The sequence below is a fragment of the Flavobacterium nitratireducens genome (genome assembly GCF_029625335.1).
Lineage (GTDB): Bacteria > Bacteroidota > Bacteroidia > Flavobacteriales > Flavobacteriaceae > Flavobacterium > Flavobacterium nitratireducens.
This window is the reverse complement of record NZ_CP121111.1, coordinates 2,514,987-2,538,545: the sequence shown is the minus strand read 5'-3', so window position 1 is coordinate 2,538,545 and position 23,559 is coordinate 2,514,987. Positions and strand designations below refer to the sequence as shown.

Genomic DNA, 23,559 nt, shown 5'->3' with positions numbered 1-23,559 from the left:
AATTTTAGCTATCTTTGTTCTAAGCATTTTTTTTATGATTTCAAATTTACGAACTGTAAACGTTATCCGTTATATCACTCCATTGCGAGAGGGAGGTTCCTTACCTGCCTTGGCAGAAGCGGATGACGATTTTAAATATGTACTAAAATTTAGAGGAGCTGGTCATGGTGTAAAAGCATTAATTGCCGAATTTTTAGGAGGTCAAATTGCAAAATTTCTTGGACTACCCGTTCCTGAATTGGTTTTCTGTGAACTTGACGAAGCTTTTGGTAGAACAGAAGCCGATGAAGAAATTCAAGATTTATTAAAATTTAGCCAAGGACTAAATCTTGGTTTGCATTATTTGTCTGGAGCTATCTCTTATGATGCCGCAGCCAATGAATGTGAAGCTTTATTAGCATCTAAAATTGTTTGGTTAGATGCCTTTATAACCAATGTTGATAGAACCTTCAAAAATACCAATCTTTTAATTTGGAAAAAAGAACTTTGGTTAATTGACCATGGCGCTTCTTTTTACTTTCATCATTCATGGACGAATTGGGAAAAAACAGCCACTACTCCGTTTGCTTTAATAAAAGATCATGTTTTGTTACCGAAGGCCTCAAAACTAGAAGAAACACATCAAGAATTTACGAAATTATTGAACGATTCTTTTTTGAAAGAAATCGTAAATCAGATACCAGAAGACTGGTTACAATGGGACGACCAATCCATAACAGCTGAAGAAATTAAAGCAATTTATTTTCAGTTTTTAAGCCTACGCTTACAAAACGCAGAAGTATTTTTAAAACAAGCTCAAGATGCACGAAAAACACTTATATGATTATGCTGTCCTTCGTGTAGTACCCAGAGTAGAACGCGAAGAATTTATCAATGTCGGTTTGATGCTATATTGCAAGCGTCAAAAATATTTACGTATTCAATATCAAATCCCATCTGAAAAAATCAGTTCTTTTTGTAAAGAATTTGATCTAGACCAACTCAAGATTAATTTAGATTCTTTTGTTGCCATTTGCGAAGGCAAAAAAAATGCTGGCCCTATTGCTCAATTAGAAAAAGACGAACGCTTTAGATGGTTAACAGCGGTAAAAAGCTCAAGTATCCAGACCTCAAGACCGCATTCTGGATTTAGTACGGATTTAGACAAAACCTTTGACAAATTATACAACGAATTAGTAATATAAAAAAGATTCCTCTTGACCTAAGGTTTGGAGGAATTTTCATTTAAACTCTTTTGCTTCTTCACAATGATTATTGATTATTCCGGTAATCAAAAAATTAGTAGCTCTTTTTTCAAAGAAAATATACCAAGTGGTTCTGGTATTCGATTTATAAAAAATGTAATTAGAGCCTAAGTATTGTAATTTTGAAGGTGATTTTTTCGAGGGAAAACTTGAAATATCATTAATAATAAAATTTACAATTTTATCAACGTATTGTTGCGCATTTTCGACATAACCGAAATACTCTTCCAAGAAAAGAATATAGATTAATTCATCAAAATAAATTAATATTTCCTCTTTAAATATTATTTTTTCCAAGGATATGCCTTAATTCGTTTCAACATTTCCTCTTTGAATTCCTCAGGAGTATAGCCTTTTTTAAATTCAGCATCAAAATCAAAAGCTTCAGGATTAATTCCTTTTTGTTTAGTTATAATTCGTTCGTAAGAAGTGATTTCCTCCTCGACTTGATCTATTTTAGATTTTTTCCCTTTGGCATTCATAATCTTCTTATTTTTAAACTATAACGAAGTTACAACTATTTCCTTTAACGAAAAAATCCCAAATTGGCAGTGGCTAATTTGGGATTTAAAAAATACTATTATATTTTAGGAAGGTAATTTAAACGCTTGTCTGGCGATTAACAACCATTTTCCTTTTATTTTTTGCCAAATTAAAACATTACCAATTTTGATATCCTTCTCTACTCCGCTATCTTTAGTATGTGCAAGCAGATTGTGTCTAACTACAGCAACATCTCCACTAATTTGGATAGTTTGGTTTTGAAATTCAATAGATACAAAATCCGATTCGCCGTTCATTAATTTTTCAATAAAGGCTTCCTGATTTTGTAAAATTCCGCTAGAATGTCCATAACTTAAATCTTTCGACGTTATTTCTTTTAAAGATGTAACCGCCGGGTCAATCAAGACTTTACGAAAAGCCTCTACTCTATTAGCAACCGCAGTTTCTTCGTTTGAAATACTTGAAGATTGCGCCCAATTTGAAAAGCTAATCACAAACAAGGCTATCACTAATAAAGACTTTTTCATAATTATTGATTTAAAAATTCTAAAACAGAATCGGTAATAAATTGAATTTGTTCATCGTCTAATTCGGTGTGCATTGGTAACGAAATTACCTCTTTAACCAACTGATTAGTCACAGGAAAATCTTCTTCTTTATAACGCACATCAACATAGGCTTTTTGCGAATGCAAAGGAATTGGATAATAAATAGCACAAGGAATTCCTTTGCTCAACAAATGCTGCATCAAACCATTTCTGTCTTTATCGATAATTCGTAATGTATATTGATGAAAAACGTGATTGTTCTCATTAGCATCAAATGAAGGCGTAATAATGTTAGGATGCGATGACAATGCTGCATTGTACTTTGTTGCAGCTTCACGACGCGCTTTGTTATAATCATTCAAAAAAGGCAATTTTGCATTCAAAACAGCAGCCTGAATACTATCTAATCTTGAATTAACGCCTACTACATCATGGTGGTAACGCTCGTACATTCCATGATTTACAATCCCACGAATCGTATGTGCTAAAGCATCATCATTGGTAAAAATAGCTCCACCATCTCCGTAACATCCTAAGTTTTTAGACGGAAAGAACGAAGTCGCTGCTACATGACCAATAGTTCCAATTTTTGATTTTGTCCCTTCAGCCGAAACATAATCGGCACCTATTGCCTGTGCATTATCTTCGATAACAAACAAATTATGTTCTGCAGCTAATTCCATAATTTCATCCATATTAGCCGCACGACCAAATAAATGAACAGGAACAATTGCTTTGGTTTTAGGAGTAATTGCTGCTTTAATTCTTTCTAATGAAATATTCATGCTATCCACATCCACATCTACTAAAACTGGAGTTAATTGCAACAAAGCAATCACTTCAACAGTTGCCGCAAAAGTAAAATCGGCAGTTATTACCTCATCACCCGGTTGCAAACCTAATCCCATCATTGCAATTTGCAACGCATCGGTACCATTAGCACATGGAATTACATGTTTTACACCCAAATAATCCTCCAAGGATTTTTGAAATTGTTGCACCTGAGGCCCATTGATATAAGTGTTAGTATCCAAAACTTCTTGGATAGAAGTATTAACAGTAGTAGCAATTTTATCGTATTGACTCTTCAAGTCAACCATTTGAATTTTCTTCATTTCAATTTTATTAAATAGTTTCAAAAGTTGTTGTTTTTACACGAATTAGGAAACAACAAAACTTTCACAAAAGGGAAACAAAAATAGCTAATATTGATTTCAAACCAATGATTTTAAGCCAAAGAAAACGTAATTTAGCCGCAAAAATTACACAAATGCTTTTTCTCTACAATTTCATCATAACAATTGCTGACTTTTTCTTAAAAATAGTCGCCTTTTTTAATCCTAAAATAAAGCTGTTCGTTTTAGGAAGAAAAGAGGTATTTATTACGCTTTCGCAAAAAATAAGCAAAAACGACAAAACGATTTGGTTTCATGCTGCCTCTTTAGGCGAATACGAACAAGGACTACCCGTTATTGAAAAAATAAAAGAAAAATATCCTTCGCATAAAATAGTTCTTAGCTTTTTTTCTCCATCAGGTTATGAAGTTCGAAAAAACAACACCATTGCTGATGCAACTGTTTATCTGCCGATGGACACTAAAGGTAATGCACAAAAATTCCTCAAACTCGTTCATCCTGAAATGGCATTTTTTATCAAATACGAATATTGGCCAAACTATCTCAACGAACTTAAAAAATCAAACATTCCAACCTATTTGATTTCTGGTATTTTCAGAGAAAACCAAATGTTTTTTAAATGGTACGGTCAGTTTTACAGAAAGGCTTTAGATACGTTTACATTCTTTTTTGTTCAGAATGAAAGCTCTAAAAAGCTACTCAATCAATTAGGAAAAACGAATGTCATTGTTTCTGGCGACACCCGTTTTGACCGAGTTGCTGCAATTTTAGAAAAAGACAATTCCCTTGTCTTTATCGATCAATTTAAAAACAACACAACTACGATAGTCATCGGGAGTTCGTGGCCTAAAGACGAAGAATTACTAATAGATTACATCAATTCGTGTGAGGATAAGATAAAATTCATTATTGCACCCCATAACATCAAAGGGGAGCAAATTCAACAATTAAAAAATAATATTCGCAAAAAAACGGTCCTTTTTAGCGAAAGAGAAAACAAAAGTCTATCTGAATTTGAGGTGTTTATCATTGACACTATTGGTATCCTAACTAAAATATACAGTTATGCCGATATTGCCTATGTAGGAGGAGGATTTGGCAATCCTGGAGTACACAATCTCTTAGAACCTGCAACCTTTGGCGTTCCAATCGTTATTGGTCCAAATTACTCTCATTTTGCCGAAGCCATTTCTCTTGTAAACATTAAAGGCTGTATTTCTATTCATAACCAAGAGGAATTAAAAAGCATTTTTGATAATTTAATTACCGATAGTAATCTGCGAAAAAACAAAGGAAAAATTTGTAAAGAATTTGTATCACAAAACAAAGGAGCAACAAACTTAATATTGAAAATAATTACAAAATAACCGCAAAAATATTTTTGAAAAACAACTCAATTTAAACCTATGAATTTTTTAAAACTTATACTTGTCCTATTCGTAATTCAAACCCAAGCGCAACAGGGCGGGATGTGGATACCCTCTTTATTAGACGGCATGAATGCAACTGAAATGAAGAATTTAGGAATGAAAATGTCTATCAAAGATATTTATGATGTGAATCAATCCAGTTTAAAAGATGCTGTTCCTCAATTTAATGGAGGTTGTACCTCTGAGGTGATTTCGCCTAAAGGATTATTACTTACTAATCACCATTGTGGATATGCACAAATTCAATCGCATTCAACAGTAGAACACGATTATCTTGCGGATGGTTTTTGGGCATTTAAAACGGAAGACGAATTGCCTAACAAAGACTTGTATGTAACTTTTATAGTAAAAATAGAAGATGTAACAAATATGGTTTTAGAGGGAACGGCTTCTATTACAAACGAAGCTGAAAAACAGAAAAAAATCCAAAATAACATCGCTGCAATTAGCAAAAATTTCCCAAAAGAAAGTTGGCAAGAAAACAAAATTCGTACGTTTTACGAAGGGAATCAATACATGCTTTTTGTAACGGAAACCTTTACCGATGTTCGTTTGGTAGGCGCACCACCATCTTCTATCGGAAAATTTGGTTCTGATACAGACAACTGGGTTTGGCCACGTCACACAGGCGATTTTTCAATTTTCAGAATTTACGCTGACAAAAACAACAAACCAGCTCCGTATTCGAAAGACAATGTTCCTTATACTCCCAAACATTTTTTACCAATTTCGTTGGACGGTGTAGCCGAAGACGATTTTACCCTAGTTTTTGGATATCCAGGTAACACAAACGAATACCTAGCTGCTGTTGCCATCAACCAGATAGTTAACGAATTAAATCCTGCAAAAATTGAAATCAGAGATAAAGCACTCAAAGTAGCCGACGGTTATATGAGAGAAGACAACGCTATAAAAATTCAGTACGCTTCAAAATATGCCAGTATTGCCAATTATTGGAAAAAATGGATTGGTGAAAGCCAAGGAATAAAAAAATCAAATGCAATAGCCAAAAAACAAGAAGCAGAAAAAAATTCCTTGACAAAGTTATCCAAGCAGGAAAGCAAAAAGAATATGGAAATCTTTTAAATGATTTCGAAAAAAACTATACTGAAATAGCTCCTTATGCCTTAGCCAGAGATTATTTCCAAGAAATAGTATTACGAAATACAGAGTTATTGAAAGTTGCTTACAATTTATACCAATTAGAGCAAGTCTACCTAATTCAAGGTGAACAATCATTTAATGATCGTAAAAACAATTTAATTGCAGGGCTTTCTGGTTTCTACAAAAATTTCAGTGCTAAAGTTGACAGAGATGTTTTTGAACAGCTTATTAGTTTATATGCAACTAAATCACCTAAATCATTTTTACCACAAAGTCTAAACAATGTAGATGCTAAAAAACTTACTACAGAAATTTATACATCAACAAAATTATCCAACTACGAAGATTTCAAACAATTATTGACTGGAGATGCTAAAACAGTTCTTAATGCGATTAATCAAGACAAAGCATTCCAGCTCGTAAAAGAATTAAGTATTAAATACCATTCTGAAATTCTTCCAAAATACGATGCTTTGAATTTAAAGATAACTTCTTTACAAAGAAGCTACATGAAAGCACAATTAAAACTTAACAAAGACAGCCGTATTTTTCCAGATGCCAATGGCACATTAAGAGTTACTTATGGGAAAGTAAAAGGATACGAACCGAAAGACGCTACTATTTATAAACCCATTAGTTACTTAGATGGTGTAATGGAAAAATATATTCCAGGAGATTATGAATTTGATGTATCACCAAAACTAATCGATTTATTCAACAAAAAGGATTATGGAATCTATGGCGAAAATGGCCAAATGCCTTTGAATTTTATTGGAACCAATCATACTACCGGAGGAAATTCAGGTAGTCCCGCTATTGATGCCAAAGGGAATCTTATAGGACTCAATTTTGACCGTGTTTGGGAAGGAACCATGAGTGATATCTACTACGATCCTAGTATTTGCAGAAACATAATGGTAGACGCTCGCTACATTTTATTTATCATCGACAAATACGCTGGAGCTCAAAATTTAATTAACGAATTAAAATTAGTGCATCCTAAAAAGAAAAGAACCGTAAAACATAGTAAGCTCAAATTAAAATAGAACTTACAATCTACTGTATATCAAAAAAAAGAAACTAAAAGCTAAACACAAGGAGGCACTAAGATACACGAGAAATTTGGCTCATTATTTTTTCAAAAAAAAGCGAAAAAATATTTTACATATTAAAAATTTTATATCTTTGCCACGAATTAATAATTAACCTTTTATAATAAAGTAAGATGAAAAAAGTATTTTTAAGTTTAGCTGTAGTTGCTGTATTATCTGTTGTATCTTGTAAAAAAGCTGAGGCTGCTACTGAAGAAGTTGCTGCTGATACAACTGCTGTAGAAACTGTTGACACAACTGCTGTTGCTGCTGACACTGCTGCTGCTGCTGCTGATACAACTGCTGCTGCTCCAGCTGCTGAAGCTCCAGCTGCTGAGTAATTTTAAATTACAGTAAAAAAATAAGCCGTTCACATTGTGACGGCTTTTTTTATACCCATAAGTCAAATTACATTCTAAACAAGAACGACCTGAATTAAATCAATCAATAAATTCAAAATCATTGTTCGCAAAGTCCAGTATCTCTGACTTAGCTCCATATTTTACAATCTCATCAATACCTTTTTGCACCATCAATTCAGTACTGTATTTTCTACTTACAGCCATCACTTTGCCATCTACTACCACACGAAAGAAAAACTTCCCTTTAGAAGTCTTAAATTTCACAAAAGAACAGGAATCAAATACAGATCGCAAATACTCTGCATCTGCCTCACAATCCATTCTTAATTCATACGCATTACTCGTAAATATAGTTTTCCCTTTTCTAGAAGTAAACTCAAATTTATAATCCCCGCTAAATCTTTTACTAATAACAAAAGTCCCCATATTTTATTAAATTCCAATTTTTAAAAATTCCAGATCCCAAGGATTCAGAATTCACAAAGCTCACCTTTACTTCTAAACCTCTCACAAGATTCAAAACAAACCACAAAACTAATTTTGATATAAAATAAAAAAGCTCCAAACATTTGTTTGAAGCTTTATTGTACTCAGAGCGGGACTTGAACCCGCACGAACATTGCTGTTCACTGGATTTTAAGTCCAGCGTGTCTACCAATTTCACCATCCGAGCATGATGTAAATCGAGCGAAAAACGGGGCTCGAACCCGCGACCTCGACCTTGGCAAGGTCGCGCTCTACCAACTGAGCTATTTTCGCATTAACAATTCTCAAAAAGAACCGCGATACTTGTTCTGTATTGCGGATGCAAATTTAAGACCTTTTTCCGATTACGCAAGCCTTTTTTGAAAAAAAATTGAATAATTATACTAAGCTTTTGATTTACTTTAAATTAAAAATAAATTATTTTCGGGTTAACATTCTTTTAATTTCATTCAACTTCATCAAAGCCTCTACTGGCGTAACCGAATTTATATCGATATTCAAAATTTCCTCTTTTATCTCTTCTAATAAAGGATCATCCAAATTAAAGAAACTCATTTGCATTTCCTCTTTCTCTGACTTAATACCCGTTAAAGCATCACCAGAATGATCTTTCTCTAACTTTTTCAAAATCTTTTGCGCTTTCAAAATCACAATTTGAGGCATTCCCGCCATTTTAGCCACATGTATACCAAAACTGTGCGCACTTCCACCCTTTACTAATTTTCGAATAAAAAGCACATTGTCCTTTAACTCTTTTACCGAAACATTATAATTTTGAATGCGAGTCAACAATTCACTCATTTCATTTAATTCATGGTAATGCGTTGCAAATAAAGTTTTAGGTTTTGACGGATGTTCATGTAAAAATTCAGCAATAGCCCAAGCGATAGATATACCATCATAAGTGCTGGTTCCACGACCTATTTCATCCAACAAAACCAAACTTCTATCTGAGATATTATTCAAAATTGAAGCCGTTTCATTCATCTCTACCATAAAAGTAGATTCGCCCATCGAAATGTTATCACTCGCACCAACACGGGTAAATATTTTATCCACCACACCCATTTTTACACTATCAGCAGGAACAAAACTTCCCATTTGAGCCAATAGTACAATCAAAGCGGTTTGACGCAATATTGCCGACTTACCCGACATGTTAGGCCCGGTAATCATAATAATTTGCTGTGTTTCTCTATTCAGAAAAACATCATTTGCAATATAAGGAACACCTACTGGCAACTGTTTTTCAATTACTGGGTGTCGACCGTTTTTAATATCCAATTCGAATGTTTCATCTAATTCTGGACATACATATTTATTTTCAATAGCTAATTGCGTGAAAGAACACAAACAGTCTAACTGAGCCACCAAATTTGCATTCAACTGAACTGGCTTGATATATGTAGCAATCCAAGCCACTAATTGCTCGAACAATTCGGATTCTATTTTATGAATTTTTTCCTCAGCACCCAGAATTTTAGATTCATATTCTTTTAATTCTTCGGTAATATAACGCTCGGCATTAACCAGCGTTTGTTTTCTAATCCATTCGGCTGGCACTTTGTCTTTGTGTGTATTTCTAACTTCGATATAATAACCAAAAACATTATTAAAAGATATTTTTAAAGAAGAAATACCCGTGCGTTCCGACTCTCTAGCTTCAATACCTTCTAAAAATTCTTTACCAGAAGTCGAAATAGCCCGTAATTCGTCCAATTCATGATTCACTCCTTTAGCAATAGCATTCCCTTTTGCAATAGCAACTGGCGCATCTTGATTTAAAGTTGTTTTAATTTTCTCACGCAATAAATCACAACTATGCAAATTATCTCCAATTATTTTAACCGCTTCTTGTTTACTTTCCAAAGCCAATGTTTTAATTGGAATAATAGCATCTAACGACTCTTTCAAATAAATTACTTCACGAGGCGAAACTTTCCCTGTAGCTATTTTAGAAATCAAACGCTCTAAATCGGAAATTTGTTTGATTTGGTACTGCATTTTTTGCAATACTTCTTGACTATCCTTCAAATAAGAAACCACTTCATGTCGACTTCTTACCTTATTTATATCTTTTAATGGTAAAGCTAACCAACGTTTTAACAAACGTCCACCCATTGGCGAAAGCGTTTTATCAATAACATCTAAAAGTGTAACCGCATTGGGATTATAACTATGATACAATTCCAGATTGCGAATAGTAAATCGATCCATCCAAACATAAGCATCTTCGGCTATACGTTGAATAGAAGTAATATGTTGTACTTTGTTATGTTGTGTTTCTGATAAATAATATAAAATTGCTCCCGAAGCAATAATTCCTTCTTTTAAATCCTCAACTCCAAATCCTTTCAAGGATATAGTTTGAAAATGCTTAGTTAAAGACTCAAAAGCATAATCTTCTTTATAAACCCAGTCTTCAAGGTAAAAACAATGGTAATCTTCTCCAAAATGGTTTTTAAAATCATTCTTGTTATTCTTTTGAATCAACACCTCACTTGGACTAAAATTCTGCAAAAGCTTATCAATATACTCTGCATTACCCTGAGCAGTTAAAAACTCACCTGTAGAAACATCTAAAAATGAGATACCAATAGATTTATTAGCAAAGTAAACCGAGGCTAAGAAGTTATTCGTTTTAGATTGTAAAACCTCATCGTTCATAGAAACTCCAGGAGTTACTAATTCTGTCACACCTCGCTTTACAATCGTTTTGGTCATTTTTGGATCTTCCAATTGATCACAAATCGCTACACGAAGACCTGCTTTTACTAATTTTGGCAAATACGTATTGATAGAGTGATGAGGAAATCCTGCTAAAGCAGTTTCATTATCAGAGCCTGCTCCACGTTTAGTCAAAGTTATTCCTAATATTTTTGCTGATCGAATAGCATCCTCTCCAAATGTTTCATAAAAATCACCAACCCTAAACAACAAACAAGCATCTGGATATTTTCTCTTAATCTCATTATACTGCTTCATTAATGGGGTTTCCTTAACCGCTTTTTCTTTAGATGCCAATGTATTTTATATTTAAATTTATTAGAAAAATATGAAAGCGAATTTAAAAATTTTATAATGAATAACTATCCCCTCAAAAATTAAATACATATTTTAAGTAAATTTTAATTCGTTGGCATGATTTTTTTCTTTAGTTTTGTTGTACAAAACCTAAAAATTAAAAAATGAAAAAAATACTTTTACTTGCGGCACTTGTTGTATTTGGAATTACTTCATCTAAAGCACAAGAAACATCTAAAAAAATTAAAGCTACTGCTGCTAAAACAGCAAAAGTAAATGGAGCAGGAATGGTTTTTGAGTCTGAAACTATTGACTACGGAACTATTGCTCACAACGCTGATGGAAGACGTGAATTTGTTTTTAGAAACAATGGTAACAAACCATTAATCATTACAAATGCTGTAGGTTCTTGCGGATGTACTGTTCCAACTTTCCCTAAAGAGCCTATTGCTCCGGGAGCTAAGGCAGTAATCAATGTAAAATATGCAACTGACAGAGTAGGTCAATTTTCTAAGACAGTTACTGTTACTTCTAATGCAGAAGGTCAAACTACAAAAGTTTTAACAATTAAAGGAAATGTACTTCCTAACTAATTGATTTTTTAAATTAAAAGTACGCAAAAGAGCTTCCTTTCTTAAAATCGGAAGCTTTTTTTATTAAAACAATTGCCATCACTTAAAAATGAGAAAACTAGAAAACAACGAACTGGAACGAAAAACTATTGAAGACTTCAAAAAATCAGAGAAAACACCTCTAATTTTAGTTCTTGACGATGTGCGTAGTTTACACAATATTGGTTCTGTATTTAGAACTGCTGATGCTTTTTTAATTGAAAAAATTTATTTGTGTGGTATCACCGCAACACCACCCAATAAAGAAATTCACAAAACAGCCTTAGGAGCCACCGAAACAGTAACATGGGAACATAACGAAAGCTGTCTTAGCCACCATACAATCTTTAAAACAAGAAGGTGTAATTACGTTAGCTATCGAACAAGTTGAAAGCGCTATTTTTCTTCAAGATTTTGAAATAGAAAAAAATCAAAAATACGCTTTGGTATTTGGCAACGAAGTTCATGGAGTAGCACAAGAAGCAGTTGCCTTATGTGATGGCTGTATCGAAATCCCGCAATTAGGAACCAAACATTCTTTGAACATTTCTGTAAGTGCCGGAATCGTTGTTTGGGATTTATTTAAAAAAATAAATTGGCCTAAATAACGCTATATTCAAAAAAATAATATTTTTACAATATGATAAACAAAACTTTACATATTGTAATTGTATTATTTTTTTTTACAATCATAATTATTCCGCTACTATCTCAACTGTAATTGATCCTCCATCAATAACAGCTGAAAGCTATGATGTATACTGCCCTCAAACGTATCAAAAAATTGCAAAAAATGTTACTATCAAACACGACCCATCTGAAACGAGTACTAATGCAGTTTACATTCAAATTTCGTCTGGTTATAGTATTGGACAAGATCGATTGCAATTAAGCAAAGATTACAAATTAAACAATCCTTCTATTTCAAGCACATTTATTGATTCTGAAGGAAAACTAAAAATTTTTAATTCTTCTGGCAATTTAATACCCTATTCAGATTTAAAATTTGCCATAGAAGCAGTTGAATTTTACAATTCCTCTCCTAACCCTTCTGGAACAAGAAGTTTTTCTATAAGTATTGGTAATGGACAGGTAAGCTATTTACCCAGTAATGGACATTATTATGAATATGTAAGCAAAGATGGGATTTCTTGGACTGCTGCCAGAGATGCAGCAGCTCTAAAAAAACACTATGGCCTACAGGGATATTTAGCTACACTAACCTCTGAAGAAGAAGCTCAATTAGCCGGTGCTCAAGCCCCAGGAACTGGATGGATAGGAGGAAGCGATGCTGAAACAGAAGGAACATGGAAATGGGTTACAGGACCAGAGGCAGGAACAATTTTTTGGAGAGGAGAAGGCAATGGAACAACAACAGCGCCTTTTAATTACGCCAATTGGAATGCTCCAAACGAACCCAATGACACTGGGGATAATGAAGATTATGCACACATAACCGCTCCAGCGGTAGGGAATCTGGGAACATGGAATGACTTACCTTTAGAAGGTAATCCTATAACTACAGCCAATGGCAATTACTTCCCTCGAGGCTACATTGTAGAATATGGAGGCACGACTGGAGACCCTACTTTGCTACTTTCAGCAAGTACGACGCTAAAAATGGCAAAAATCACAAAAACGACACCAGCTACAAGATGTGGAAATGGAACGGTAATACTACAAGCAACTGCCGAAAATGGAACAGTGTACTGGTACGATTCACAAACTGCAACAACACCAATTGCAACCGGAAACAGTTTCTCTACACCTACTTTATCCTCAACCACTAGCTTTTATGTAGATGCCGGATGTATTTCCAGCAGAGTTCCTATTATTGCCACTATCAACTCTATGCCGGATTATCCACAAATAGGAACAAACACAACCAATCCAGTTGCCTACTGCCTAAATAAAACTGCAATGCCTTTAGAAGCTATTGCATCCACAAATTGTGTTTTAAATTGGTACACATCGGCCACAGGAGGAACAGCAAGTGCAATCAGCCCTACTCCATCAACAACAATGGTAGGAACTACAAAATACTATGTAAGTCAAACTGACAAAACTACTGGATGCGAAGGACCCAGAGCTGAAATTATTGTAACCGTAAATCCTTTACCTACTGCAGTTTTAACGAACAATATCTCTTATTGTCAAAACCAAAATACAAGCCCTTTAGTGGCAACCGCAGCTGCAAACTGCAGTTTAAATTGGTATAATACAGCTACCGGAGGCATTCCAAGTTCAACCAGCCCGACACCTTCAAGTGCAGTTATAGGAACTACCAAATTTTATGTCAGTCAAACTGAAAACACTACAGGATGTGAAGGACCAAGAACTGAAATTACAGTAACGATTAATCCTCTAGCTGTTGCACCAACAGTAAACAATAAATCGTATTGCAATAATGAAATAACATCACCTCTTACTGCAACGGCATCTGCCAACTGTAGTCTAAACTGGTATACATCGGCCACAGGAGGAACAGCAAGTGCAACAAGCCCTACACCATCATCAGCAACAGTAGGAATAACAAAATACTATGTAAGTCAAACTGACAAAACTACTGGGTGCGAAGGTTCCAGATCCGAAATTATTGTTACTGTAAATCCTTTACCAATCGTCAACAATATCAGCATCTTCCAATGTGATGGCGATTTAATTCCGGATGGGAAAACACTTTTTAATTTAACAGTGAAAAATGATGCTATTTCGGGTAATTACAATAACGAAATTTTCACCTATTACACTACTTTAAATGGTGCAAATAATGCATTAGCTTCTGATTTAATTGCAAATGAACTGGCTTTTGAAAATACAACACCAACTTCTATGGATATTTGGGCAAGGGTAACCAATAAACTTACAGGATGTTTTAGTGTTGCCAAAATCAGCTTAATAGTTTCTGCGACCAACATCCCTGCAAATTTTAAAATTATAGTCCCTCCTGTTTGTGATGATTTATTAGATAGTAATGGTAATAATAACACGAACAATAACGACAGAGACGGTATTAGTTCCTTTGATCTTTCGGCAACAAAAGTAACTATTCAAGGACTATTACCAACCACCGAAATATACAACATCAACTATTACAGAAATGAAGCAGACGCTTTAGCAGAAATAAATAATATCACAGACATTACGAACTACCGAAACATTGGCTATCCAAATACCCAAGATATTTGGGTGCGGGTAGATAGTCAAATCGAAAATGCCTGTTTTGGACTTGGCCCATACATCAATTTAAAAGTTGAGGCCTTACCTATTGCCAATCCAGTAATAATTAGTCGCCAATGTGATGACAATGATGATGGTATTTTAACATTTAATACATCAACTTTAGAATCTGATTTATTACAAGGACAAACCAATGTAACCGTAACCTATTTCGATTCGAACAACAATCCTCTAAAAGATGCTAACGGAGTATCTATTTCAAGTCCTTTTCCGCCAAATTTCACAACGACATCACAACTAATAAAAGCAGTAGTAACCAATAACACTCCAGCACAATGCTATGACGAAACTACTATTGAATTTATTGTCGACAAAACGCCGCAAGCTTTCCCTATAAATTCAGCATTAACAACTAGCTGTGATGATGAAATCAATCCGTTAGAACAAGACGGAAAATATGCATTTGACACCACTGGTTTTGACACCACAATTTTAGGTGGACAAACAGGAATGACTCTAAAATTTTATGATGAAAATGGTGCTTTGCTACCTAGTCCACTACCTAATCCATTTGTAACTGGAACACAAAAGATTACTGCAAAAGTTGAAAACCCGAACAATCCAAACTGTACTGCTTTGACAATAATTGAATTTAATGTACAACCTCTTCCTAAAATTGATATTAACCTTGACGGGAGTGCTAATGAATTAGTATGTTCTAACCTATCTACTTTTTATGTGACTTTGGATGCCGGTATTACCGATAACACTCCAACTTCGGATTATAATTATATTTGGGAAAAAGACGGAACCGATTTAGGCATCAACGCGCCAACATTAGACGTAAATAAAATTGGAAATTACACTGTCGAAGTTATCAATAATGTAGGCTGTAGCAGAAGAAGAACAATTAACGTAAATGCTTCTAACATTGCTACTATTACATCAATAGACATCGTTGAATTGTCCGATGAAAATTCTATTACGGTAAATGTAACCGGACCTGGAGATTATGAATTCAGTTTAGATGAGCCAACCAATTTTTGGCAGGATTCTAATCAATTTAATAATATCCCAGCGGGAATTCACGAAGTTTATATTAATGACAAAAACGGCTGTGGTGTTGTTTCTAAAAGTGTAATTGTGGTTGGAATTCCAAAATATTTCACACCAAACAATGACTCTTATAATGACTATTGGGGAATCAAAGGAATGATAAAATACCCTAACGCCTATGTACAAATCTTTGATCGTTACGGAAAACTTATTAAATACTTAAACAATGCTAATCCCAATTGGGACGGGACTTTTAACGGAGCCCTATTACCAGCAAATGATTATTGGTATGTGATAAAATTAGAAGAAGGAAGACCAGAAATCCGAGGACATTTTACCTTAAAAAGATAGACTACAAATGAACAAGCTTTTGAATTTCCTCTAAAATAAAAAGATAATCCGATTGATGGTTCACAAAATCCCGATTGGTTACATCGATAATTACAACATTCAAATCTTTTTGCAAGTCTAAATAAGCTATGTAAGCGTTATTGATTTGTTCTAAATAGTCAGCAGAAATTTCTTGTTCGTAATCTCTGCCACGTTTTTTTATGTTTTCCAATAAGCGTTCAGGATGCTGAAGTAGAAATACATACAAGTCTGGTTTTGGAATTTCTTTATAAATAATTTCAAATAGATTTTTGTACAACAGATACTCCTCTTCCTCCAAAGTAACTTTAGCAAAAATCAATGACTTAAAAACATGATAATCTGCAACTAAAAAATCCTTTTGCAAATTCAATGTTCTCAACTCATCAGCAATTTGCTGATAACGATCAACTAAAAAAGAAAGTTCTAAAGGCAAAGCGTAGCGCTCCTGATTTTTATAAAACTTTTCCAAAAATGAATTCTCTGCAAAACGCTCCAACAAAGTTTTAGCCCCAAAATCTTCAGCAATTTTTGTTGCCAAAGTTGTTTTTCCAGCTCCGATGTTGCCTTCAAACGCAATGTATCGCAAGTTACCAAAATCTATTTTTTGCAACGGATTTTCAACTGTTTCCACCGCCACACATTCGCCATCATCAGGACAATCTAAAACTAATTGCGCAATGTTTTTTCCTAAAACAGGATGAGTCCAATTAATTCCTAAATCTTGAAAAGGAAGCAACACAAACTTTCGGTTTTGCATTAATGGATGAGGAACACTAAGATTTTCAGTATCTATAATCTGTTCGTCAAAAGCGATCATATCTATATCAATAACACGTGATTGATATCCATCTGTAGTATTTCGAATTCGACCTAATTTTTGTTCAATGGCTAAGGCTTTCAAAAGGACTTCAGAAGCCGAAAGATGAGAGTGCAAAACCAAAGCACAATTGTAAAAAGAATCACTATCAAAACCCCAGGCAGCAGTTTCATAAACCTTAGAAACTTGTATTACCGTTCCTATTTCTTGATGAATTAACGCAATACATTTTTTTATAGTTTCAAGACGGTTGCCTTGATTACTACCAATAGATAAAATAACTTGATGTTGTGCTCTCATATTAAGCACAAATTAACTAAAGAATTTTAGAAATAGCAATATATTTGCAGTAAGTGCCTTAGTAAATCATCATAAAAAAGTCGCTCCTCTACAATTAAAAATACTATTATGAAGTTTTTAAGCAATGTAATCGCTACCGTTGTTGGTCTATTTGTTTTTTTAATGTTATCCTTTTTCGGAATCATTTTTATTGCTGCTATTTTTGGAAGTGATAATGAATCTCCAACACTAAAAAGCAATTCTGTATTAGAATTAAATCTGGAAAATATTAAATTCGATTATGCCGGAAAATACAAAGATCCTTGGATGAGTTTTTTCTCAGAAGAGGAAAGCATAGGACTTTCGGATGTTATCAACGCCATTGATATGGCTTCAATGGATGACAATATTGAAGGAATTTCTATTTTAAACAATACCTCAGAATTAGGTATGGCACAAAGCAAGGATCTAAGAAATGCTTTGGAAAACTTTAAAAAATCAGGCAAGTTTGTTATGGCCTACGCCAATACATTTTCGCAAAAAGAGTACTATTTGAACTCGGTTGCCTCTAAAATTTATCTCAATCCAGTAGGTGAATTGGATTTTAAAGGACTTTCTTCTGAAATCATGTTCTATAAAGATTTACAAGAAAAAACAGGGGTAAAAATGGAAGTATTACGACACGGAAAATATAAAAGTGCCGTAGAACCCTTCCTTGAAAACAAGATGAGTGAGGCTAATAGAGAGCAAACAACAGCCTTATTACAATCTATTTGGAATTCTGTAGCCGCTGACATTGCTAAAAGTAGAAACATCACGGTTGCGAAACTGAACGAAATTGCTAATGGGCTTTTGGCTAGAACACCTGAAATGGCCAAAAAACAAAATCTGATTGATTATATTGCCTATGAAGACGTTTACCACAACGATATTAAAAAGGCATTAAAATTAAGTCCAAACAAAGAATATAACAAAATATCCATTAGCGACTACACTAATCAAATGATTTCCAGTACTATACTAACCGAAAGTGAAGATAAAATTGCGATTATCTATGCACAAGGGGAAATTTTAAGTGGCGAAGGAGACGTAAACACCATTGGAGAAGGTTCTATGCGTCGTTCACTTCAAGAAGCTCGTAATGACAAAAATGTAAAGGCAATTGTGTTGCGAATTGATAGTCCGGGTGGAAACGCATTAACATCTGATTTGATTTGGAGAGAAATTGAATTAACTAAAAAAGAAAAACCTGTAGTAGTTTCTATGGGTAATTATGCGGCTTCTGGTGGCTATTACATTGCATGTAATGCCAATACTATTTTCGCGCAAGAAAACACTATCACTGGCTCAATTGGCGTATTTGGCATTTTACCTAATTTCAGTCAGTTGACAAAAAAAGTCGGAATTAATATTGAACAAGTAAAAACACATAGTAATGCCAATGATTACAGCCCTTTTGTACCTATGGAAGACAACTTTAAAGCGGTTACACTGGAAGGAATTGAGCATGTATACAAAACTTTTGTAAGCCATGTAGCCCAAGGTCGAAAAATGAATTTTGCAGCTGTAGATTCTATTGCGCAAGGAAGAGTTTGGTCGGGTTCTGAAGCTTTAAAAATTGGGCTTGTTGATAAAATTGGCGGCCTGAATGCAGCTATTGTCGAAGCCGCACGTTTGGGAAAAACTCAAAATTACAGTACTCAAAATTACCCAGAATATGAAAAAAGTATCGATGATGTGTTATCAAAATTCCCATTTGGAAGCTCAAAAGCTTCTATCATAAAAGAGGAAATTGGGAACGAAAATTACCAACTTTTACAGCAAATCAAAAAAGTACAATCTCGAAGAGGAATTCAAGCCTTATTACCTTTTGAGATCGCTATATATTAAACCATTTGCTTAAAATATTCACTTCAAAACTCCGTTTTAAGGTTACTACTTAAATGGAGTTTTTTTACTTTTAAAAGTATCTTGAAATGCTGTAACTTAACCCAAGAATATTATAATTTTCTTTCAATCAATTAATTTATTTTTATATCAATAATACTTAATCTTATAAATCCCAAAGCCATGTTACAAAAAGCACTAAAAATCTTTGGAGTTACGATTCTTCTTTTGGCAGGATCGCTATTTGCCATCCCTTATTTCTTTAAGGATCAAATTAAAGCTAAAATCACACAGGCTATCAATGAAAAAGTAGATGCAAAAGTGAGCTTTGCCGATGCTGATTTAAGTTTGTTTAAAAATTTCCCTAACGCTAATGTTACTATTGAAAAATTAGCCATAATCAATAAAGCGCCTTTTGAAGGAGACACCTTAGTTGATCTGGGCGAATTAAACCTAAAAATGTCTATCAAAGAACTTTTTAAAGGAGAAAATGAGCCAATCAATATTGACGGAATATATTCGAAAGACGGTTTGATTAATATTATTTTCAACAAAGACGGTGTTGGAAATTATGATATTGCTATCAAGGACGATAAAACAGCTACTGGTGATGCTAAAAGCAAACCTTTATCTTTAAACATTCAGAATTACAAAATTGAAAATTTTCAATTCCGCTATTTTGACGAAAGTTCCAAAATAAAAATGCTTATCGACAGCCTGAATCATGAAGGAACCGGAGATTTTGCAGCATCTAAATTAGATTTAAATACCAAATCAACAGCCAAAATCAGTCTGGATATGGACAAGGTAAATTACATGAAAAATGTTGCTTTGACTCTAGATGCTGTTCTTGGAATCGATTTAGAAAAAAGCAAATATACTTTTAAAGAAAATAAGGCTTTAATCAATCAATTGCCTTTAGAATTTGACGGATATATTCAATTAGTCGATGCTGGTCAGGAATACGATTTAAAATTTAAAACGCCTACTTCCTCTTTTAAAAATTTCTTAGGTATAATACCTGCCGCCTATGCTGCCAATATTAACAATGTGAAAACCACAGGAGATTTCACAGTTGCTGGTTTTGCCAAAGGATTGTATTCGGATAAGACAGTACCCAAATTCAATATCGAAATCGCCTCGAATAATGCTTCTTTCCAATATCCAGATTTACCAAAATCGGTACAAAACATTATTATCGATACTAAAATTATCAATCAAACGGGAATCTTAAACGATACTTATGTCAACCTGGACAAACTCTCTTTTCGCATAGATCAAGATGTTTTTAATGCAAAGGCCAACATTAAAAACATCACTCAAAATGCCTTAGTTGATGCGATGCTGAAAGGAACAATCAACTTAGGAAACCTATCGAAAGCCTACCCTATCAAATTGGACAAACCTTTAAGCGGAATTCTAAAAGCAGATGTAACGACCAAATTTGACATGCAATCGGTAGAAAAAAGCCAATATGAAAACATAAAAAACTCAGGAACAATGAGTTTGTCTGGCTTTAAATACATGGATGAAAATGGCAAATCAATGAATATTAGTAAGGCCGAAATTGCTTTCAATCCATCTCGAGTGATTTTAAAACAATTTAATGCTTCGACCGGAAAAAGCGATTTGAGTGTTACGGGTGTTTTAGAAAATTTCTACGGTTTTATATTTAAAAATCAAAACCTGCGAGGAAACTTCAACCTAACTTCCAATCAATTAGCGGTTAATGATTTTGTAACTTCGGAAGAAACTCCAAAAACAGCAGCTGTAAAAACAGAAACCAGCGATACAAAAACAAAGAAAACCGAAGCTATGAAAATTCCCGCTTTCTTAGATTGTACGCTTACTGCAAAAGCCAATACGGTATTGTATGATAATTTAACCTTAGAAAATGTTTCCGGAAAATTAATCGTTAAAGACGAAAAACTAACGATGGAGAATATTAAAACAAACATTTTTGGCGGTTCTATCGGTTTAAACGGTGCCGTTTCTACCAAAGAAAAAACACCAACATTCAATATGAATTTAGGTTTAAACCAAGTTGACATTGCACAATCTTTCACCCAATTAGACATGCTTAAAAAACTGGCTCCAATTGCTGGAATTGTCAATGGAAAAATCAATTCGACCATCAAATTAAATGGAAATCTGGATGCTAATGAACTCACTCCCGATTTAAAAACCATCACAGGAGATTTACTAGGTCAGTTTCTTTCTACGACCATCAATTCCAGTAATTCGACGCTGTTGACAGCTCTGACTTCGAATATTAAATTCTTAGACATGAGTAAAATTAATTTGAACGATTTGAAAGCAGCAATTACATTCAAAGACGGAAAAGTAAATGTAAAACCTTTCACTATCAAATACCAGGACATTCAAGCTAATATTGGCGGAACACATGGTTTTGACCAAAGCATGAATTACAACATCAAATTCAATGTTCCGGCAAAATACCTGGGAACTGAAGTCAATACGTTAATTTCAAAATTATCTGCTGCCGATGCTCAAAAACTGGAAAACATTCCAATTAATGCTATTTTAACAGGTAACTTTTCGAAACCTAAAATCACCACCGATTTAAAAACTGCAGCTACTAATTTGACCAATCAGTTAATCCAGCAACAAAAAACTAAATTAGTGAACAAAGGAACCTCAGCCCTAACCGATATTATCAATAAGAACAAAAAAGCCGGAGACACGACTAAAACAACCATTCCTGCCACCAAAGCGGAAGCGCAAACTAAGGCTAAAGAGGAAGTCAAAGCAAAGGCTACCGACTTATTAAACAATCTCTTCAACAAAAAGAAAAAAGTAGTCGATACTATAAAAACGAATTAGGAATACTCTTTTTTAAACAAACAAGCCGTCTCAAAATATGAAACGGCTTGTTTGTTTTTTTCTAACACAAGTTAAAACGACAATTACTACTACACTAACGTTAGTTTTTATTCTTTTAACCCGTTGGGTGTAATTATTTGAAGTAGAAAATATTGACTAGATATTGGTCAAGATACTGAAATTCAGCATCTTGATGTCGCCAAACAAACCAATATCTATGTCAAATATAGTGAAAAATTATTTTAGAGTTTTAGAAGTTATAAGTTCTTTGAATTGTGAATTGGAATATAAATCAGACGTAGGAATAAAACGTAAAATGCCTGATTTAGAGGTCATTGCATTGAGTTTAACTGCTGAATTTATGTCTATTGATAGTGAAAATTCTTTATTTAAGGAGATTAATAAGCAACAAATTCCAAACCTAATTGAACGAAGTCAGTTCAATAAAAGAAGGCGAAAATTGTTTTTCTTTTTAGAAGAAGTAAGGACAAAATTAGCATCTCGGTTTTTAGAATTTGAAGATCATTTTATCGTGGATAGTATGCCGTTGGAGATTTGCAAATTTGCACGTCATAGGAGAATAAAAATCTGTAAAAACGAGTTTGAAACTGCTCCCTCAAAAGGGTTTTGTGCTTCTCAAAACAACTGGTTTTATGGATATAAATTGCACGGAGTTTGTTCTATAAATGGAATTTTCCATTCATTGGATATTACAAAAGCAGAGGTTCACGATGTTCATTTTTTGAAAAACATAAAACAACAAATGTCTGATTGTGTGTTGCTTGGTGATAGAGGTTACTTATCTCAAAGCATTCAATTAGACTTGTTTCAAACGGTAAATATCAAATTAGAAACACCAAAAAGAACTAATCAAAAAGATTATAGGCCACAGCCTTATATCTTTAGGAAGTCAAGAAAAAGAATTGAAACATTATTTTCACAACTATGTGACCAGTTCAGAATTAGAAACAATTATGCTAAAACTTTTGAAGGTTTTAAAACAAGAATTTTAGCAAAAATAACAGCATTAACATTGATTCAGTATATCAATAAATTCATATTTGACAGACCAATAAACAATATTAAAAATCAAACAATTTAATTACACCCAACGGGTTAACTCCATATATCAATAGTCCTATCCTTAGTGGATTAAGCTATGATGAATTTCCAGGACTTTATAATATCCTTTCAAGGAACGAACCTTTGTACGGAATTGTCAGAGAAAGCACCAATGATTTGTTTAAGGAAATAATGACCATGCAAAACATAAAATCGTATTTGTTTACTCCTATTTTTAGAGAAAAGAAATTTTGGGGCTGGATTGGTTATGATAATTGCAAGGAAGAAAAAACTTGGCATCATAACAAAGTCGTCGCATTACATACAGTTGCAAAAAACATAGGTTTACGATTAAATGAACATAAAAAAACAAAAAAATTAAAGAAAGGTCTTAATCTTCTAGAAAATCATATTAAAGGAACCAAACAAGCGGTATGGGAATATAATATTAAAAAAAACAAAGCGAAGTTTTCTTACGCTTGAGGCAGTATGTTAGGGTATAAAGAAAATGAAATTGAACAT

General features: G+C 33.8%; 17 protein-coding genes, 2 tRNA genes and 2 pseudogenes. 12 read left to right on the top strand and 9 right to left on the bottom strand.

Features of this window, described 5'->3' with window-relative positions; translation table 11 throughout:
• The first annotated feature begins 34 nt into the window (after nucleotides 1–34).
• Entirely contained in the window at nucleotides 35–823 is a 789-nt protein-coding gene (locus P5P90_RS11880) for a HipA family kinase (protein ID WP_278034885.1), read from the top strand.
• On the top strand, nucleotides 801–1,184 hold the full coding sequence (locus tag P5P90_RS11875) for a DUF3037 domain-containing protein (RefSeq protein ID WP_278034884.1): 384 nt from the start codon (nucleotides 801–803) through the stop codon (nucleotides 1,182–1,184). Before P5P90_RS11880 ends, P5P90_RS11875 begins: the two co-directional genes overlap by 23 nt.
• A gap of 36 nt (nucleotides 1,185–1,220) precedes the next feature.
• Here the strand turns inward: P5P90_RS11875 and P5P90_RS11870 are convergent, their stop codons facing one another.
• The 4 genes from P5P90_RS11870 to P5P90_RS11855 form a co-directional block, all read right to left on the bottom strand.
• A complete protein-coding gene (locus tag P5P90_RS11870) occupies nucleotides 1,221–1,541 on the bottom strand; it encodes a hypothetical protein (RefSeq protein WP_278034883.1) in 321 nt (106 codons plus the stop codon).
• Nucleotides 1,529–1,726, bottom strand: a complete 198-nt coding sequence (locus P5P90_RS11865) for a hypothetical protein (protein ID WP_278034882.1) — start codon at nucleotides 1,724–1,726, stop codon at nucleotides 1,529–1,531. The genes P5P90_RS11870 and P5P90_RS11865 overlap by 13 nt, the downstream gene beginning before the upstream one ends.
• Before the next feature lie 105 nt (nucleotides 1,727–1,831).
• Nucleotides 1,832–2,275 (bottom strand): nuclear transport factor 2 family protein, encoded by a 444-nt coding sequence (locus P5P90_RS11860; RefSeq protein ID WP_278034881.1) that lies wholly within the window; start codon nucleotides 2,273–2,275, stop codon nucleotides 1,832–1,834.
• Nucleotides 2,276–2,277: 2 nt separating this feature from the next.
• Nucleotides 2,278–3,411: a DegT/DnrJ/EryC1/StrS family aminotransferase gene (locus P5P90_RS11855; protein WP_278034880.1), complete on the bottom strand. Its 1,134-nt coding sequence runs from the start codon at nucleotides 3,409–3,411 to the stop codon at nucleotides 2,278–2,280.
• A 155-nt stretch (nucleotides 3,412–3,566) separates the two neighbouring features.
• Here P5P90_RS11855 and P5P90_RS11850 point away from each other — a divergent pair, with 155 nt between their 5' ends.
• The 3 genes and pseudogenes from P5P90_RS11850 (at nucleotide 3,567) to P5P90_RS11840 (ending at nucleotide 7,398) form a co-directional block, all read left to right on the top strand.
• Nucleotides 3,567–4,799 carry a 3-deoxy-D-manno-octulosonic acid transferase gene (locus P5P90_RS11850; protein ID WP_278036521.1) on the top strand — a complete coding sequence of 411 codons (1,233 nt, stop codon included), beginning with the start codon at nucleotides 3,567–3,569 and terminating at the stop codon, nucleotides 4,797–4,799.
• A gap of 39 nt (nucleotides 4,800–4,838) precedes the next feature.
• A pseudogene (locus P5P90_RS14360) lies at nucleotides 4,839–7,012 on the top strand (S46 family peptidase).
• Nucleotides 7,013–7,191: 179 nt separating this feature from the next.
• Nucleotides 7,192–7,398, top strand: a complete 207-nt coding sequence (locus P5P90_RS11840) for a hypothetical protein (RefSeq protein ID WP_278034879.1) — start codon at nucleotides 7,192–7,194, stop codon at nucleotides 7,396–7,398.
• A gap of 99 nt (nucleotides 7,399–7,497) precedes the next feature.
• Here the strand turns inward: P5P90_RS11840 and P5P90_RS11835 are convergent, their stop codons facing one another.
• The 4 genes from P5P90_RS11835 to mutS all read right to left on the bottom strand — a co-directional run bounded on the left by P5P90_RS11835 (nucleotide 7,498) and on the right by mutS (nucleotide 10,929).
• Nucleotides 7,498–7,845: a YegP family protein gene (locus P5P90_RS11835; protein WP_278034878.1), complete on the bottom strand. Its 348-nt coding sequence runs from the start codon at nucleotides 7,843–7,845 to the stop codon at nucleotides 7,498–7,500.
• 161 nt (nucleotides 7,846–8,006) lie between these two features.
• A tRNA-Leu gene (locus P5P90_RS11830) sits at nucleotides 8,007–8,092 on the bottom strand.
• Nucleotides 8,093–8,105: 13 nt separating this feature from the next.
• Nucleotides 8,106–8,178, bottom strand: a tRNA-Gly gene (locus P5P90_RS11825).
• A gap of 144 nt (nucleotides 8,179–8,322) precedes the next feature.
• Complete coding sequence (gene mutS, locus P5P90_RS11820) at nucleotides 8,323–10,929, bottom strand: DNA mismatch repair protein MutS (RefSeq protein ID WP_278034877.1); 2,607 nt, start codon at nucleotides 10,927–10,929, stop codon at nucleotides 8,323–8,325.
• Between the two features lie 164 nt (nucleotides 10,930–11,093).
• Here mutS and P5P90_RS11815 point away from each other — a divergent pair, with 164 nt between their 5' ends.
• The 3 genes and pseudogenes from P5P90_RS11815 to P5P90_RS11805 all read left to right on the top strand — a co-directional run bounded on the left by P5P90_RS11815 (nucleotide 11,094) and on the right by P5P90_RS11805 (nucleotide 16,127).
• The gene (locus P5P90_RS11815) at nucleotides 11,094–11,522 is read left to right on the top strand and encodes a DUF1573 domain-containing protein (RefSeq protein ID WP_278034876.1); all 429 of its coding nucleotides are present in this window, start codon (nucleotides 11,094–11,096) and stop codon (nucleotides 11,520–11,522) included.
• An 88-nt stretch (nucleotides 11,523–11,610) separates the two neighbouring features.
• Nucleotides 11,611–12,148, top strand: a pseudogene (locus tag P5P90_RS11810) (RNA methyltransferase).
• 274 nt (nucleotides 12,149–12,422) lie between these two features.
• A complete protein-coding gene (locus P5P90_RS11805; protein WP_278034875.1) occupies nucleotides 12,423–16,127 on the top strand; it encodes an Ig-like domain-containing protein in 3,705 nt (1,234 codons plus the stop codon).
• Between the two features lies 1 nt (nucleotide 16,128).
• Here P5P90_RS11805 and folK read toward each other — a convergent pair whose 3' ends face one another.
• Nucleotides 16,129–17,265 (bottom strand): 2-amino-4-hydroxy-6-hydroxymethyldihydropteridine diphosphokinase, encoded by a 1,137-nt coding sequence (gene folK, locus P5P90_RS11800; protein ID WP_278034874.1) that lies wholly within the window; start codon nucleotides 17,263–17,265, stop codon nucleotides 16,129–16,131.
• 108 nt (nucleotides 17,266–17,373) lie between these two features.
• Here folK and sppA point away from each other — a divergent pair, with 108 nt between their 5' ends.
• From sppA to P5P90_RS11780, 4 genes are all read left to right on the top strand, one after another.
• Nucleotides 17,374–19,134 (top strand): signal peptide peptidase SppA, encoded by a 1,761-nt coding sequence (gene sppA / locus P5P90_RS11795; RefSeq protein WP_278034873.1) that lies wholly within the window; start codon nucleotides 17,374–17,376, stop codon nucleotides 19,132–19,134.
• 180 nt (nucleotides 19,135–19,314) lie between these two features.
• The gene (locus tag P5P90_RS11790) at nucleotides 19,315–21,975 is read left to right on the top strand and encodes an AsmA family protein (RefSeq protein ID WP_278034872.1); all 2,661 of its coding nucleotides are present in this window, start codon (nucleotides 19,315–19,317) and stop codon (nucleotides 21,973–21,975) included.
• 217 nt (nucleotides 21,976–22,192) lie between these two features.
• Nucleotides 22,193–23,077, top strand: coding sequence for an IS982 family transposase (locus P5P90_RS11785; RefSeq protein WP_479724208.1), 885 nt, complete (start codon nucleotides 22,193–22,195; stop codon nucleotides 23,075–23,077).
• A 104-nt stretch (nucleotides 23,078–23,181) separates the two neighbouring features.
• Nucleotides 23,182–23,520, top strand: coding sequence for a hypothetical protein (locus P5P90_RS11780; protein WP_278034871.1), 339 nt, complete (start codon nucleotides 23,182–23,184; stop codon nucleotides 23,518–23,520).
• Nucleotides 23,521–23,559: the final 39 nt, after the last annotated feature.